Below are 16,211 nucleotides of genomic sequence, written 5' to 3'. Positions count from 1 at the left end.
GGCGCACGTGTACGGCGTTGAGGTCGATCCTCTGCTTGCCGGTTTCGAGAACGCACCCTAGTCTAGCTGTAGCGATCACGTTGGATGATGATCTGGCGGTGCTAAAACAAGGGACCTCATGAATCAAGCGCGGACTCTCGGAACGCCACGGCTGTTGGGCATCGTCTGGCCATTTATTGCCGTTGTGTTGTTTCAGGCACTGTTGGGCGGCGTCAGTCTTTACGTTCTTTCAGCGGTTCGTGGCTACGTCGGCGGTGAGAGCCTGTGGTCCAAGGGCCAGAAAGACGCCATCTATTACCTCAATCTCTACGCCGACAGTCGCGACGAGACGATTTTTCTCAAATACCAGAACGCGATTGCCGTGCCTCAGGGCGGCCATGAGTTGCGTATGGCGCTGGATCATCAGCCACCGAATATCGAGGCCGCGCGGCTCGCGATTCTCAAGGGCGGCAATCACCCGGACGACGTCCCCAGCCTGATTTGGCTGTACCTCAATTTCCGGCATTTCAGTTACCTGGAAAAAGCCATCGAGCTCTGGACGATCGGTGACGCGTACCTGGTGCGGCTCGATGACGTCGCGCGGGAAATGCATCAGGGTATCGTCGATAACCAGGCCACCGATGCCGACATCAAGCGCTGGAAGGTGCAGATTTTGGCCATCAACGATGGTGTGACGCCCCCTGCCAAAGCGTTCAGCGATGCCTTGGGCGAGGGCTCGCGCATGATTCTCCGGCTGCTGCTGGCGACGAACCTCGCCACCGCGCTGGGCCTGATCGTGCTGGCGTTGCTGCGTACCCACAAACTGCTCGAACAGCGGCATGCCTTCGCCGATGCCTTGCAGTTGGAGAAAGACCGGGCGCAGATCACCCTGCAATCGATTGGCGACGGGGTGATCACCACCGACGTCGAGGGCGCGATTGCCTACATGAACCCGGCCGCCGAGGCCTTGACTCACTGGAAGGCCGAACAGGCGACGGGGTTGCCATTGGCGGCGCTGTTCAATCTGCTGGACGAGAACGCTCAGGCCGACGGTTTTACCTTGATCGAACACATTTTGAGCGGCCAGCTCAGCGGCGGCAGCGAACATTCCAAACTGATCCAGCGACTGGATGGCAGCACGGTTTCGGTCACCCTGGTCGGTGCGCCGATCCGTAACGCGGGCAAGGTCAGTGGCACCGTGCTGGTGCTGCATGACATGACCCAGGAGCGGCAGTACATCGCCAATCTGTCCTGGCAGGCGACCCATGACGCCTTGACCGGGCTGACCAACCGCCGCGAATTCGAATATCGCCTGGAACAGGCCCTGCATAGCCTGATGCGACAAGCGGGGCGTCACGCCTTGATGTTCCTCGATCTGGATCAATTCAAACTGGTCAACGACACCTGCGGTCATGCTGCCGGCGATGAGTTGTTGCGGCATATTTGTGCGTTGCTGCAATCAGGATTGCGCGAAGGCGACACCCTGGCCCGATTGGGTGGTGACGAGTTCGGCATTCTGTTGGAAAACTGTGCGCCGGAAGCGGCTGAGAAAATTGCCGAAGTCCTGCGCCAGACTGTGCAGAACCTGCATTTTGTCTGGAAAGGCCGACCGTTCGTGACCACGGTGAGCATTGGTCTGGTGCACGTCACTCAGAGTCCGGCCACCCTCGAGGCCTCGCTGCGAGCCGCTGATATGGCCTGTTACATGGCCAAGGAAAAGGGCCGCAACCGGGTTCAGGTCTATCACGCCGACGATTCGGAGCTGTCCCTGCGCTATGGCGAGATGGCTTGGGTGCAGCGCCTGCACATGGCGTTGGAGGAGGACCGCTTTTGCCTGTACTCCCAGGAAATCGCGCCTCTGGGTCTTGGCGAGCGGGACGGCGGACATATCGAAATCCTGCTGCGCCTGCATGACGAAGCCGGGCGCATGATTCTGCCGGACAGTTTCATTCCGGCCGCCGAGCGTTATGGTTTGATGACGTCGCTTGACGGCTGGGTGGTGGAGAACGTTTTCAAGGTCATTGCCCAGGCCATCGCCCAAGAGGGCGAAGAGCCGCTGGCCATGTGTGCGATAAATCTGTCAGGTATTACTATCGGAGATGAGGCGTTTCTGGACTTCCTTCGTGAACAGTTTGTTGCATATTCAATTCCGCCTGAAATGATTTGTTTTGAAATTACAGAAACCAGCGCGATTTCCAATTTGCCTAGCGCAATTAGATTTATTAATGAACTCAAAGGCTTAGGTTGCCACTTCTCATTAGATGACTTCTGTGCCGGTATGTCCTCATTCGCTTACCTGAAACATTTACCTGTAGACTTCCTGAAGATCGACGGGAGTTTCGTAAAGGATATGCTGGACGACCCGATTAACCGCGCCATGGTCGAAGTGATCAATCACATCGGGCATGTCATGGGTAAGCGCACGATTGCCGAGTTCGTTGAAACACCTCAGATCGAGCAGGCATTGCTGGAGATCGGGGTGGATTACGCTCAAGGGTATCTGATTGAACGCCCGCATCTGTTTACCTGCGACAGTTTACAAAGTCGTCCTGCCAGACCCCGGCCTCTGTTATTCAAGGCGCCCGGCACATTCCGTTGAAAGCTCCTGTCGATCTTGAAATCACAATCAAAAGGAGCGCGACAGTGATCGACACATTCAACAGAACCGGACCCCTCATGGAAGCTGCAAGTTACCCCGCCTGGGCTCAGCAATTGATTCAGGATTGCAGTGAGAGCAAGCGCCGCGTCGTCGAACATGAACTGTACCAGCGGATGCGCGATAACAAGCTCAGCGCAAAAACCATGCGTCAGTACCTCATTGGTGGCTGGCCGGTGGTCGAACAGTTCGCCTTATACATGGCACAGAACCTGGCCAAGACCCGTTTTGCACGCCACCCTGGCGAAGACATGGCGCGTCGCTGGCTGATGCGCAATATTCGCGTCGAACTGAACCATGCCGATTACTGGGTGCACTGGAGCCGTGCTCACGGTATCAGCCTGGAAGATCTGCAGGCGCAACAGGTTGCCCCTGAACTTCACGCCTTGAGTCACTGGTGCTGGCACACCAGTTCGTCGGACTCGTTGATCGTGGCTATCGCCGCCACCAACTATGCCATCGAGGGTGCTACCGGGGAGTGGTCGGCGCTGGTCTGTTCCAGTGGTGTCTATGCGGCATCGTTCCCCGAGGAAGATCGCAAGCGGGCCATGAAGTGGTTGAAGATGCACGCCCAGTACGACGATGCCCATCCTTGGGAAGCGCTGGAAATCATCTGCACCCTGGCGGGGCTGAACCCGAGCAAATCCCTGCAAATGGAATTGCGTCAGGCAGTCTGCAAAAGTTACGACTACATGTACCTGTTCCTGGAGCGATGCATGCAGTTGGAACTGGCGGCAAAAGCCCCGGTAGTCCGTGAGCGGATGGCGTTGGCCGAGAGCTAAAAGACGCAGCCTACGGCAGCTCGTAGGAGCTGCCGTAGGCTGCGATCTCTTCAAAAATATCTACCCCGCCATCGCCAACCGGTTACGCCCCTCGCGCTTGGCCACATACAGCGCACTGTCGGCTCGTCGCAACAGGCTCTCGGCAGACTCGCCGGGCAGCAGGGTCGAGCAACCCAGGCTGACCGTCAGTTCGATGGTCTTGCCTTCGGCCACATAGTCCTGGGCCTGCGCAGCGAACCGCAGTCGTTCGCCGACCATGGCCGCGGCTTCCCGGCTGGTGTTGGACAGCAGGATCATGAATTCTTCGCCTCCAAACCGGAACACCATGTCCACGTTACGCAACTGGCTTTTGATCGAGGCCGCGACGGCCTTGAGCACTTCATCGCCGGCGCTGTGCCCGTAGGTGTCGTTGATCTGTTTGAAGTGATCGATGTCCAGCATCAGCAACGACAGGGGCTGTGAGTGTCGGCGCGACATCTCGATTTCCCGTTGCAGCGTCTGATCCATCGCGATGCGATTGCCGGTGTCGGTCAGCGGGTCGCGCAAGGCGCTTTGGGTGGCGGCACGGTAGAGCAGGGCATTGCGCATCGGGTAGAGAAGCGCTGATAACAGCGATTCCAGATGGCCTTGCTCTTCATCGCTGAAACGCTGATTGCGACGGAACACCAGTTCACCCAATTGCTCGCCTTCATGACTGAGGCTGTAGCTGATCGAATGATGACCTCGCTGGCCGAACTGCAGGCGCAAGTCGCTGGGCTGATGCTCATAATTCAAGGCATCCAGCGGTACAAGGCGCTGAATTTCACGGAAGAAAAGTCCGAGAATACGTTGCGGCTCAAGACTGGTTTGCAGTTGCAGGCCCAGCTCCTGACGCAACTGCGCAAGACTGACGGGCCGCTCCAGAAGGGGAGGCTGCTGACCAAAGCCCAGGCGTTGCAATTTGGCGCTGTCGAAGTCAATTGCGTTGGTCTGGGAAGGCGATTTCATATGGCGTGAGCCCCTAAACAGTAAGACTGTCTTACAGGCTGGGTGAGAGCGGCTTTGGGCTGCGCGTCATACTGGTCCATCAGTCCCGTAGGACATTTGGCACGAGTTTAGTCCGCTTTGCCGAAGATTAGTAACCTCTCGGCTCGAGCTCTGCCCCGTCTGCTTTCACACGGCGTGTCTGAGCAAAATTAGAGCGAAAGTCGTGCCATTCGGTTCAGTCGGTTAAAAAGCGTTCTAAATCAACAAGGTTGGGGAGGTTGCGAAGGATGGTGTCGGGGGTATTGGCATTTATTTGACTTGAAACAGCAACAGTTATCACGGGCTTTGCGTGCCGCGACGGGAAGTCGTCGCGGCACAAAAGCGACGCACGGGCATTACTGAGCGTCGAACGCCTGACCGTTGATGCCGGTACTGTCCGGCCCCATCAAGTAAAGGTAGACCGGCATGATCTCCTCGGGTGTCGGGTTGTTCAGCGGATTTTCCCCAGGGTAGGCCTGAGCGCGCATGCTGGTGCGGGTGGCGCCGGGGTTGATGCTGTTGGAGCGCACGGGGGCGACGGTGTCTACTTCGTCGGCCAGGGTTTGCATCAGGCCTTCGGTGGCGAACTTGGACACGCCGTAAGCGCCCCAATACGCACGACCCTTGCGACCGACGCTGCTGGAGGTGAACACCACCGAGGCGTCCTGCGATAGCTTGAGCAGCGGTAGCAGGGTGCTGGTGAGCATGAACATGGCGTTGACGTTGACCTGCATGACGCGCATGAAGTTCTCGCCGGACAACTGCTCGATCGGTGTGCGTGGGCCGATGATCGACGCGTTGTGAAGCAAGCCGTCGAGGTGGCCGAATTCGGTTTCGATCATGGCCGCCAGTTCATCGTATTGGTGGGGCAGGGCGGTTTCCAGGTTGAACGGGATCACCACCGGTTGTGGATGCCCGGCCGCTTCGATTTCGTCGTAGACCTGAGTCAGATTGGCTTCGGTCTTGCCCAGCAGCAACACGGTGGCGCCATGAGCGGCGTAGGTTTTCGCGGCGGCAGCACCGATGCCTCGGCCAGCGCCGGTGACCAGGATGACCCGGTCCTTGAGCAATTCAGGACGGGCGGAATAATCAAACATAAAAAACCTCACAACAATTCAACGTAGGCATGCATCGCATCTGTGGCAAGAGCGCTTATTGTGGCGAGGGGGCTTGCCCCCGTTGGGTCGCGAAGCGGCCCTCCATTCGCTACCTTCAGCCAGACCGTGTTCTCTGGATTTACGACTGCTTCGCAGCCGAACGGGGGCAAGCCCCCTCGCCACAAATGCTTCCTGTTGCCAGTCAGATCAGCAACTGCACAAAGCGCTATCCAGCACCAGGCGCAACTCCATTGGATGATCGACCACCACATCCGCGCCCCAATGCCGCGGGTTATCCTCCGGATGAATGTAGCCGTAGGTCACGGCGGCTGTTCTGGTGCCGGCATCGCGGCCGGATTCGATATCGCGCAGGTCATCACCGACGAACAGCACGCTGGCCGGATCGAGGTCGAGCATCTTGCACGCCAGGATCAACGGCTCCGGGTCCGGTTTGCTGTTCTTCACATGATCCGGGCAGATCAGCAGCGCCGAACGCTCGGCCAGCCCCAATTGCTGCATGATCGGCTCGGCGAAGCGCAGCGGCTTGTTGGTGACCACGCCCCAGATCAGGTTGGCCTTCTCGATGTCGGCCAGCAATTCGCCCATGCCGTCGAAGAGCTTGCTGTGCACCGCGCAACCTTTGACATAGCGCTCCAGAAACTCCAGGCGCAGCTCCTCGAAGCCCGGCGATTCCGGGTCCATCGAGAAAGTCACTGCAACCATCGCCCTGGCGCCGCCGGAGATCTCGTCACGGATGTGCTTGTCGTTCATCGGCGGCAAACCACGCTCGGCACGCATCGCCTGGCAGATGGCGATGAAGTCCGGCGCGGTGTCGAGCAGGGTGCCGTCCATGTCGAAAAGAACTGCTCTGATACGCATCGGCTTACTCCTCGCGCAGGGTCTGGATCATGTAGTTGACGTCGACATCGGATGCCAGTTTGTAGTGCTTGGTCAGCGGGTTGTAGGTCAGGCCGATGATGTCCTTGACGGTCAGGCCGGCCATGCGACTCCAGGCACCGAGCTCGGAAGGGCGGATGAATTTCTTGAAGTCGTGAGTGCCACGCGGCAGCAGCTTCATGATGTATTCGGCGCCGACGATGGCGAACAGATAGGCCTTCGGATTGCGGTTGATGGTGGAGAAGAACACCTGGCCGCCAGGCTTGACCATGCGGAAGCAGGCGCGGATCACCGAGGACGGATCCGGAACGTGTTCAAGCATTTCCAGGCAGGTGACGACGTCGAACTGCTCAGGCATTTCTTCGGCCAGGGCTTCGGCGGTGATTTGCCGGTACTCGACGTTTACGCCGGATTCCAGTTGATGCAATTGCGCGACCGCCAGCGGCGCTTCGCCCATGTCGATGCCCATCACGGTGGCGCCGCGCTGGGCCATGGCTTCGCTGAGGATGCCGCCGCCGCAACCGACGTCGAGGACTTTCTTGCCGGCCAGATTGACGCGCTCGTCGATCCAGTTGACCCGCAGGGGGTTGATGTCGTGCAGCGGTTTGAACTCGCTTTCGCGGTCCCACCAGCGATGGGCCAGGGCTTCGAATTTGGCGATTTCGGCGTGGTCGACGTTGCTCATGGTGTCAGTCCTCTAAAACTTGAAAAATTCTGTTGCCCCGGTTTTGGTCCAGGGTGCTTACGATTCGGTGTGGCCGCTGATGCGCCTGCCCCAGGCCTTGGCGGTGGCGCACAGTTGCGCTTCATCCAGGCGGGTCAGGCGGCGGTCGTCGAGCAGTTGCTTGCCGGCGACCCAAAGGTGTTTCACGCAGTCGCGGCCAGTGGCATATATAAGTTGCGAAACCGGGTCGTAGACCGGTTGCTGCGCCAGGCCCGACAGGTCGAATGCGACGATGTCTGCCGCCTTGCCGACTTCCAGCGAACCGGTTTGCGCTTCGATTCCCAGCGCGCGGGCGCCATTGAGCGTGGCCATGCGCAGGGCGCGATGGGCGTCCAGCGCGGTGGCCGAGCCGGCGACAGCCTTGGCCAGCAATGCGGCGGTGCGGGTTTCACCAAGCAGGTCCAGGTCATTATTGCTGGCCGCGCCGTCGGTGCCGACTGCCACATTCACCCCAGCCTGCCACAAGCGCTCGACCGGGCAGAAGCCACTGGCCAGCTTCAGGTTCGACTCCGGGCAATGAATCACATTGGTGTTACTTTCTACCAGCAGCGCCAGGTCTTCATCGCTGATCTGGGTCATGTGAACGGCCTGGAAACGCGGCCCGAGCAGGCCCAGGCGGCCGAGGCGGGCCAGCGGGCGTTCGCCGCGCTGCTCCACCGACTGCTGCACTTCGAAGGCGGTTTCGTGGACATGCATGTGAATCGAGGCGTCCAGCTCTTCGGCGATCACCCGGATTTTTTCCAGGTTTTCGTCGCCCACGGTGTACGGGGCATGGGGGCCGAAGGTGACTTTGATCCGTTCGTGATGCTTGAGATCGCCGAATAATTCGACGCCCTGACGAATGGCTTCATCCGCCGTGCTGGCGCCTGGAATCGGGAAATCGAGGATCGGAATGGCGATCTGGGCGCGAATGCCGCTGTTATGTACGCGTTCGCTGGCGACCTTCGGGAAGAAATACATGTCAGAGAAGCAGGTGATGCCACCTTTGATCTGCTCGGCGATGGCCAGGTCCGTGCCGTCGCGTACGAACGCCTCGTCGACCCATTTGGCTTCGGCCGGCCAGATGTGGTCTTCCAGCCAGGTCATCAGCGGCAGATCGTCGGCCAGGCCGCGGAACAGCGTCATTGCTGCATGCCCGTGGGCATTGATCAGGCCCGGGCTGAGCAGCATGCCCGGCAATTCGCGCACTTCGGCTGCGTTAAGCTTCAAGGCTGCTGCGCGTGGGCCGATAAACACGATACGACCGTCGCGGATACCCAGGGCATGCTCTTTAAGGACCACGCCAGCCGGTTCGACGGGTACCAGCCAGGTTGGCAGCAATAATAGGTCGAGCGCAGCGGTGGGGGTCGGCATCGAGAGTCGGTTCCAGTGCTTTTGTAAAGGATGGCGAAGTATACCCGAGCGTCTTCGCGGGGGGATCGCTATAATCGGCGGCTTTTGTTCATGAGTGCGGGGTGTGGGATGCGCGATCGACTGTTGGCTGCGGAGAAGGTGAAGGCCATCGATTGGCGTGATGGCGCACTGTACTTGCTGGATCAGCGTATTTTGCCGTTCGAGGAAACCTGGATCGCCTACACCAGCGCTGCGGGTGTGGCCGAAGCCATTCGCTCGATGGTGGTGCGCGGTGCGCCGGCTATTGGCATCAGTGCGGCCTATGGCGTGGTGCTGGCGGCCCGTACCCGTTTTGCCGAAGGTGGCGACTGGCAAGCGGCGCTGGAAGAGGATTTCGCGCTGCTGGCCGACTCCCGTCCGACCGCGGTCAATCTGTTCTGGGCCTTGGGTCGCATGCGTGAGCGGCTTGAGCGCCTGAGGGAGCACGCCGATCCGTTGTCGGTGCTGGAAGCCGAAGCCATCGCCATCCACGAAAGTGATCGCGAAGCCAACCTGACCATGGCCCAGTTGGGCGTCGACCTGATCCGCAAACATCAAGGCAACGCCCAGGCGATCCTCACGCATTGCAACACCGGTGCACTGGCCACCGGTGGTTTCGGCACGGCGCTGGGGGTGATTCGCGGGGCGTTCATCGAAGGCATGGTCGAGCGCGTCTACGCCGACGAAACCCGGCCATGGCTGCAAGGTTCGCGATTGACTGCGTGGGAATTGGCCAATGAGGGTATTCCGGTGACCCTCAATGTCGATTCCGCTGCCGCGCACATCATGAAAACCAAGGGTGTGACCTGGGTGATCGTCGGCGCCGACCGGATTACCGCCAATGGCGATGTGGCGAACAAGATCGGTACCTACCAGTTGGCGGTCAACGCCATGCACCACGGCGTGCGCTTCATGGTGGTGGCGCCGAGTTCGACCATCGACATGAACCTGGCCAGTGGCGACGAGATTCCTATCGAGGAGCGTGATGGCCGCGAGTTGCTGGAAGTTGGCGGCAAGCGGGTGGGGGCAGATGTGGAAGCGTTCAACCCGGTTTTCGACGTGACCCCGGCCGACCTGATCGATGCGATCGTCACCGAAAAAGGTATCGTCGAGCGCCCGGACACCGCGAAAATGGCTCAATTGATGTGCCGCAAGCGTCTGCATTAAATCATTCAGGCTGCACGAAATCGGTGTTTACAAGTGAAAAATACGGTTGAATGCCGGTTGATCACGCCTCTAAGCCCCTCTCGTCTCCTTCAAGCCTGTCACCGGTCAACTAACTATGCTCCATGCGCATCTGGGGGATAGGTGCGTGGCGGCTCTTGTGATAACATCCGGCGGTTTCCAGGGTAGCCTGATGTGGCTGCCTTTACTGCGCAGATCCATGGCATAACTCGTTGATTTGTCGTAAGTCGGTGCATGGCACTCAGTCTGTACCGGCGAGCTTCGTTCGTCCCATATGGATGTGACGAAGTTTCACCAGAAAAAGGAATCAGGCTTCTCATGGGCGAACTGGCCAAAGAAATCCTCCCGGTCAATATCGAAGACGAGCTGAAGCAGTCCTACCTCGACTACGCGATGAGCGTTATTGTCGGGCGGGCACTGCCGGATGCGCGCGATGGCTTGAAGCCCGTGCACCGGCGTGTGCTGTTCGCGATGAGCGAGCTGGGCAACGACTTCAACAAGCCGTACAAGAAATCTGCCCGTGTTGTCGGTGACGTGATCGGTAAGTATCACCCGCACGGTGATACCGCGGTGTACGACACCATCGTTCGGATGGCGCAGCCATTCTCGCTGCGTTACCTGCTGGTGGACGGTCAGGGCAACTTCGGTTCGGTGGACGGCGACAACGCCGCGGCCATGCGATACACCGAAGTACGCATGACCAAGCTGGCGCACGAGCTGCTGGCCGACCTGCATAAAGAAACCGTGGACTGGGTGCCGAACTACGACGGCACCGAAATGATCCCCGCGGTCATGCCGACCAAGATCCCCAACCTGCTGGTCAACGGCTCCAGCGGTATCGCCGTGGGCATGGCGACCAACATTCCGCCGCACAACCTCGGTGAAGTCATCGACGGTTGCCTGGCACTCATCGACAATCCGGAGCTGACTGTCGATGAGCTGATGCAATACATCCCCGGTCCGGACTTCCCGACCGCCGCGATCATCAACGGTCGCGCCGGCATCATCGAAGCCTACCGCACCGGTCGCGGGCGCATTTACATGCGTGCCCGCTCGATCATCGAAGACATCGACAAGGTCGGTGGCCGTCAGCAGATCGTCATTACCGAACTCCCTTACCAGCTGAACAAGGCCCGTCTGATCGAGAAGATCGCCGAGCTGGTCAAAGAGAAGAAGCTTGAAGGCATCACCGAGCTGCGCGACGAGTCCGACAAGGACGGTATGCGCGTCGTGATCGAGCTGCGTCGCGGTGAAGTGCCTGAGGTGATTCTCAACAACCTCTACGCCCAGACTCAGCTGCAAAGCGTGTTCGGCATCAACATCGTTGCGCTGATCGACGGCCGTCCGCGGATCCTCAACCTCAAGGATCTGCTGGAAGCCTTCGTTCGTCACCGTCGCGAAGTCGTGACCCGTCGTACCGTGTTCGAGCTGCGTAAAGCGCGCGAACGTGGCCACATCCTGGAAGGTCAAGCGGTTGCCCTGTCGAACATCGACCCGGTCATCGCCCTGATCAAGGCTTCGCCGACCCCGTCGGAAGCCAAGGAAGCGCTGATCAGCACGCCGTGGGAGTCCTCCGCGGTGGTTGCAATGGTTGAACGTGCCGGTGCCGATTCGTGCCGTCCGGAAAACCTCGATCCGCAATACGGCCTGCGCGACGGCAAGTACTTCCTGTCGCCAGAGCAGGCGCAAGCCATTCTGGAGCTGCGTCTGCACCGCCTGACCGGTCTGGAACACGAGAAGCTGCTGGCCGAGTATCAAGAGATCCTCAATCAGATCGGCGAGCTGATCCGCATCCTCAACAGCGCCACGCGCCTGATGGAAGTGATCCGCGAAGAGTTGGAAGTGATCCGTGCCGAGTACGGCGATGTGCGTCGCACCGAGATTCTCGATGCCCGTCTCGACCTGACCCTGGGCGACATGATCCCGGAAGAAGAGCGCGTCGTGACCATTTCCCACGGTGGCTACGCCAAGACCCAGCCTTTGGCTGCGTACCAGGCTCAGCGTCGTGGCGGTAAAGGTAAATCGGCTACCGGCGTGAAGGATGAGGACTACATCGCTCACCTGCTGGTCGCCAACAGCCACACCACGCTGCTGCTGTTCTCCAGCAAAGGCAAAGTGTACTGGCTGAAAACCTACGAAATCCCGGAAGCCTCCCGCGCGGCCCGTGGTCGCCCGCTGGTCAACCTGCTGCCGCTGGACAGTGATGAATACATCACCACCATGCTGCCGGTCGAGGAATACACCGAAGGTCACTTCATCTTCATGGCCACTGCCAAAGGCACGGTGAAGAAGACCCCGCTGGAATCCTTCAGCCGTCAGCGCAGCGTCGGTCTGATCGCGCTGGAGCTGGATGAAGGCGACGTGCTGATCTCTGCGGCCATTACCGATGGCGATCGCGAAGTCATGCTGTTCTCCGACGGCGGCAAGGTGACTCGCTTCAAGGAAACCGACGTTCGCGCCATGGGCCGTACCGCTCGCGGTGTCCGCGGCATGCGTCTGCCGGAAGGCCAGAAGCTGATTTCCATGTTGATCCCGGAAGAAGGCAGCCAGATCCTCACCGCTTCGGCGCGTGGTTTCGGCAAGCGCACCGCGATCACCGAGTTCCCTGAGTACAAGCGTGGCGGTCAGGGTGTTATCGCCATGGTCAGCAACGAGCGTAACGGCCGTCTGGTCGGCGCGGTCCAAGTGCTCGACGGCGAGGAAATCATGCTGATTTCCGACCAGGGTACGTTGGTTCGTACCCGCGTCGACGAAGTGTCCAGCCTGGGCCGTAACACCCAGGGTGTGACCCTGATCAAGCTGGCCAACGATGAAACGCTGGTGGGCCTGGAGCGGGTTCAGGAGCCGTCGGAAGTCGAAGGCGAAGAGCTGGAAGGCGAAGGGCTTGCAGGTGAAGAGGGTGCAGTGTTCGAGGGTGAGGTCGTGATCGACGATGTTGCCGACGACCAGCAACTCGACGCCGCCGCCGACGAAGAGCCGCAGGAGTAAGCGGGCAAGCAGGGGGCGGATGAAGATTCGCCCCCTTGTTGTTTGTCCTCAGGGAACTGTGGAATTGTTTTTTATGTAGGAGTTGTCGAGCGAAGCGATGCTGCGATCTCTTGATCTGGCTCTTGCTTTCGCTCAGCACTAAAAGATCGCAGCCTCGCTCTGCTCGACAGCTCCTACAGATTTATTGCGTGATACCACCAAATCAGAGCGAGATTGGATGTGAGCAAGAGAGCCTATAACTTCTGTGCCGGTCCTGCGGCGCTTCCCGAAGCTGTCCTGAAGCGCGCCCAGGCTGAACTCCTTGATTGGCACGGCAAGGGCCTGTCGGTCATGGAAATGAGCCATCGCAGCGATGAGTTCGTGTCCATTGCCACCAAGGCCGAGCAGGATCTGCGTGATCTGCTGAATATCCCCTCGAACTATAAAGTGCTGTTTCTGCAAGGTGGCGCGAGCCAGCAATTTGCTCAGATTCCGCTGAACCTGTTGCCGGAAAGCGGCACCGCCGACTATATCGACACCGGTATCTGGTCTCAGAAGGCGATCGAAGAAGCCTCGCGCTACGGCCACGTCAATGTTGCCGCAACCGCCAAGCCTTACGACTATTTCGCTGTGCCTGGTCAGAACGAATGGAACCTGTCGAAAGATGCGGCCTACGTTCACTACGCACCGAACGAAACCATCGGCGGCCTGGAATTCCAGTGGATCCCGGAAACCGGTGATGTGCCGCTGGTCGCCGACATGTCCTCGGACATTCTTTCGCGCCCGGTGGATGTCTCGCGTTTCGGCATGATCTACGCCGGCGCCCAGAAAAACATCGGCCCGAGCGGCATCGTCGTCAACATCGTTCGCGAAGACCTGCTGGGTAACGCCCGTTCCATCTGCCCGACCATGCTCAACTACAAGGTCGCGGCCGACAACGGCTCGATGTACAACACACCGCCAACACTGGCCTGGTACTTGTCCGGCCTGGTGTTCGAGTGGCTGAAAGAGCAGGGCGGCGTCGAAGCCATCGGCAAGCTCAATGAAGTGAAGCAGCGCACGCTGTACGACTTCATCGACGCCAGCGGCTTGTACAGCAACCCGATCAACAAGTCGGACCGCTCGTGGATGAACGTGCCGTTCCGTCTGGCCGACGATCGTCTCGACAAGCCGTTCCTGGCCGGTGCCGACGAACGTGGCCTGTTGAACCTCAAAGGTCACCGTTCCGTGGGCGGCATGCGTGCCTCCATCTATAACGCCGTCGATATCGTTGCAGTCAACGCACTGGTTTCGTACATGGCAGAGTTCGAGAAGGAACACGGCTAATGTCTGAGCAAGAACTCAAGGCACTGCGCCTGCGCATTGATGCTCTGGACGAAAAGGTCCTGGAGCTGATCAGTGAGCGCGCACGCTGCGCCCAGGAAGTTGCGCGAGTAAAGATGGCCTCGCTGGCCGAAGGCGAAGTGCCGGTGTTCTATCGTCCTGAGCGTGAAGCTCAGGTGCTCAAGCGCGTGATGGAGCGTAACCAGGGGCCGCTGGGCAACGAAGAGATGGCGCGGCTGTTCCGCGAAATCATGTCCTCGTGCCTGGCCCTCGAGCAGCCGCTGAAAGTGGCTTACCTCGGCCCTGAAGGTACCTTCACTCAGGCTGCGGCCATGAAGCACTTCGGTCACGCGGTGATCAGCAAGCCAATGGCGGCGATCGACGAAGTGTTCCGTGAAGTGGCGGCCGGTGCGGTGAACTTTGGCGTGGTCCCGGTGGAAAACTCCACCGAAGGCGCGGTCAACCACACTCTCGACAGCTTCCTCGAACACGACATGGTGATCTGTGGCGAAGTCGAGCTGCGTATTCACCATCACCTGTTGGTTGGCGAAAACACCAAGACCGACAGCATCAGCCGCATCTATTCCCACGCCCAGTCCCTGGCCCAGTGCCGCAAGTGGCTGGACGCCCATTACCCGAATGTCGAGCGCGTGGCGGTGTCCAGCAACGCCGAAGCGGCCAAACGGGTCAAGGGTGAGTGGAACTCGGCAGCGATTGCCGGCGACATGGCTGCCGGCCTCTACGGGTTGACCCGTCTGGCTGAGAAAATCGAGGATCGCCCGGACAACTCCACGCGATTCCTGATGATCGGCAGCCAGGAAGTGCCGCCGACCGGTGACGACAAGACCTCTATCATCGTTTCCATGAGCAACAAGCCCGGCGCTCTCCACGAGTTGCTGGTGCCGTTCCACGACAATGGCATCGATCTGACACGGATCGAGACCCGTCCGTCGCGCAGCGGTAAATGGACCTACGTGTTCTTCATCGACTTCGTCGGCCATCACCGCGACCCGCTGGTCAAAGGTGTGCTGGAAAAGATCAGTCAGGAAGCGGTGGCACTCAAGGTGCTGGGTTCCTACCCGAAAGCAGTTCTCTAAGGGCGGTAGCAAATGAGTGGCAACTTCCTCGCTCTGGCACAGCCGGGCGTGCAACAACTTTCGCCTTACGTTCCGGGCAAGCCTGTGGACGAACTGGCCCGTGAGCTGAACCTCGATCCGGCCAGCATCGTCAAGCTGGCGAGCAACGAAAACCCGTTGGGCGCCAGTCCCAAGGCGCTGGCGGCGATTCGCGAAGCGCTGGCCGAGCTGACCCGCTATCCGGACGGCAATGGTTTTGCGCTCAAAACCCTGTTGGCCGATCAGTGTCGCGTCGAGCTGAACCAAGTGACGCTGGGCAACGGCTCCAACGATATTCTGGAGCTGGTGGCGCGTGCCTATCTGGCGCCGGGCCTGAACGCGGTGTTCAGCGAGCATGCGTTTGCGGTCTATCCGATCGCGACCCAGGCCGTTGGTGCCCAGGCAAAAGTGATCCCGGCCAAAGACTGGGGTCATGATCTGCCGGCGATGCTGGCCGCGATCGATGCCGATACCCGCGTGGTGTTCATCGCCAACCCGAACAACCCGACCGGGACCTGGTTCGATGCCGAGGCGCTGGATGAATTCCTGCAGGACGTTCCGGCCCATGTGCTGGTGGTGCTGGACGAGGCCTACATCGAGTACGCCGAAGGCAGCGACTTGCCGGATGGCCTGGACTATCTGGCGGCCTATCCGAACCTGCTGGTCTCGCGCACCTTCTCCAAGGCCTATGGTCTGGCGTCGCTGCGGGTCGGCTACGGTTTGTCCTCGGCCATCGTCGCTGATGTGCTCAATCGCGTGCGTCAGCCGTTCAACGTCAACAGCCTCGCGCTGGCCGCCGCTTGTGCCGCGCTGCAAGACGTCGAGTACCTGGCTGAAAGCCGTCGCCTGAACCAATCCGGCATGCAGCAGCTTGAGGCGGGTTTCCGTGAGTTGGGGCTGAGCTGGATTCCATCCAGAGGCAACTTCATCTGTGTCGATCTGGGTCGCGTTGCTGCCCCGGTTTTCCAGGGGTTGCTGCGCGAAGGCGTGATCGTGCGTCCGGTGGCCAACTACGGCATGCCGAATCACCTGCGCATCACCATCGGTTTGCCAGCGGAAAACAGCCGCTTCCTCGAGGCGCTGACCAAGGTTATGGCTCGTGGTTGATGT

Annotated in this window: 12 protein-coding genes; 7 read left to right on the top strand and 5 right to left on the bottom strand. The window is 59.7% G+C overall.

What is annotated here, in order from left to right; translation table 11 throughout:
* The first annotated feature begins 118 nt into the window (after positions 1 to 118).
* Entirely contained in the window at positions 119 to 2,578 is a 2,460-nt protein-coding gene (locus AC07V0_RS27125) for an EAL domain-containing protein (RefSeq protein WP_192350947.1), read from the top strand.
* Between the two features lie 77 nt (positions 2,579 to 2,655).
* Entirely contained in the window at positions 2,656 to 3,417 is a 762-nt protein-coding gene (locus AC07V0_RS27120) for an iron-containing redox enzyme family protein (RefSeq protein WP_218584820.1), read from the top strand.
* A gap of 60 nt (positions 3,418 to 3,477) precedes the next feature.
* Here the strand turns inward: AC07V0_RS27120 and AC07V0_RS27115 are convergent, their stop codons facing one another.
* From AC07V0_RS27115 to AC07V0_RS27095, 5 genes are all read right to left on the bottom strand, one after another.
* Entirely contained in the window at positions 3,478 to 4,404 is a 927-nt protein-coding gene (locus tag AC07V0_RS27115) for a GGDEF domain-containing protein (RefSeq protein WP_018929860.1), read from the bottom strand.
* 374 nt (positions 4,405 to 4,778) lie between these two features.
* On the bottom strand, positions 4,779 to 5,519 hold the full coding sequence (locus AC07V0_RS27110) for a YciK family oxidoreductase (protein WP_007939907.1): 741 nt from the start codon (positions 5,517 to 5,519) through the stop codon (positions 4,779 to 4,781).
* 207 nt (positions 5,520 to 5,726) lie between these two features.
* Positions 5,727 to 6,398 carry an N-acetylmuramic acid 6-phosphate phosphatase MupP gene (gene mupP, locus AC07V0_RS27105; RefSeq protein WP_018929859.1) on the bottom strand — a complete coding sequence of 224 codons (672 nt, stop codon included), beginning with the start codon at positions 6,396 to 6,398 and terminating at the stop codon, positions 5,727 to 5,729.
* A gap of 4 nt (positions 6,399 to 6,402) precedes the next feature.
* Positions 6,403 to 7,101, bottom strand: a complete 699-nt coding sequence (gene ubiG / locus AC07V0_RS27100; RefSeq protein ID WP_018929858.1) for a bifunctional 2-polyprenyl-6-hydroxyphenol methylase/3-demethylubiquinol 3-O-methyltransferase UbiG — start codon at positions 7,099 to 7,101, stop codon at positions 6,403 to 6,405.
* Between the two features lie 57 nt (positions 7,102 to 7,158).
* Positions 7,159 to 8,493, bottom strand: a complete 1,335-nt coding sequence (locus AC07V0_RS27095) for a TRZ/ATZ family hydrolase (protein WP_192350951.1) — start codon at positions 8,491 to 8,493, stop codon at positions 7,159 to 7,161.
* Positions 8,494 to 8,601: 108 nt separating this feature from the next.
* On the opposite strand from AC07V0_RS27095, the gene mtnA reads away from it, so the two are divergent.
* From mtnA to hisC, 5 genes are all read left to right on the top strand, one after another.
* A complete protein-coding gene (mtnA, locus tag AC07V0_RS27090; RefSeq protein WP_018929856.1) occupies positions 8,602 to 9,678 on the top strand; it encodes an S-methyl-5-thioribose-1-phosphate isomerase in 1,077 nt (358 codons plus the stop codon).
* 336 nt (positions 9,679 to 10,014) lie between these two features.
* Complete coding sequence (gene gyrA / locus AC07V0_RS27085) at positions 10,015 to 12,684, top strand: DNA gyrase subunit A (RefSeq protein ID WP_018929855.1); 2,670 nt, start codon at positions 10,015 to 10,017, stop codon at positions 12,682 to 12,684.
* Between the two features lie 219 nt (positions 12,685 to 12,903).
* Complete coding sequence (gene serC, locus AC07V0_RS27080; protein ID WP_086944626.1) at positions 12,904 to 13,989, top strand: 3-phosphoserine/phosphohydroxythreonine transaminase; 1,086 nt, start codon at positions 12,904 to 12,906, stop codon at positions 13,987 to 13,989.
* The gene (gene pheA, locus AC07V0_RS27075; RefSeq protein ID WP_007899727.1) at positions 13,989 to 15,083 is read left to right on the top strand and encodes a prephenate dehydratase; all 1,095 of its coding nucleotides are present in this window, start codon (positions 13,989 to 13,991) and stop codon (positions 15,081 to 15,083) included. Before serC ends, pheA begins: the two co-directional genes overlap by 1 nt.
* Before the next feature lie 12 nt (positions 15,084 to 15,095).
* The gene (gene hisC, locus AC07V0_RS27070) at positions 15,096 to 16,208 is read left to right on the top strand and encodes a histidinol-phosphate transaminase (RefSeq protein ID WP_086944627.1); all 1,113 of its coding nucleotides are present in this window, start codon (positions 15,096 to 15,098) and stop codon (positions 16,206 to 16,208) included.
* Positions 16,209 to 16,211: the final 3 nt, after the last annotated feature.

Source organism: Pseudomonas sp. GW821-FHT01E10 (assembly GCF_059422365.1).
The sequence above is the reverse complement of the archived record's forward strand: the minus strand, read 5'-3'. Positions and strand labels throughout refer to the sequence as shown.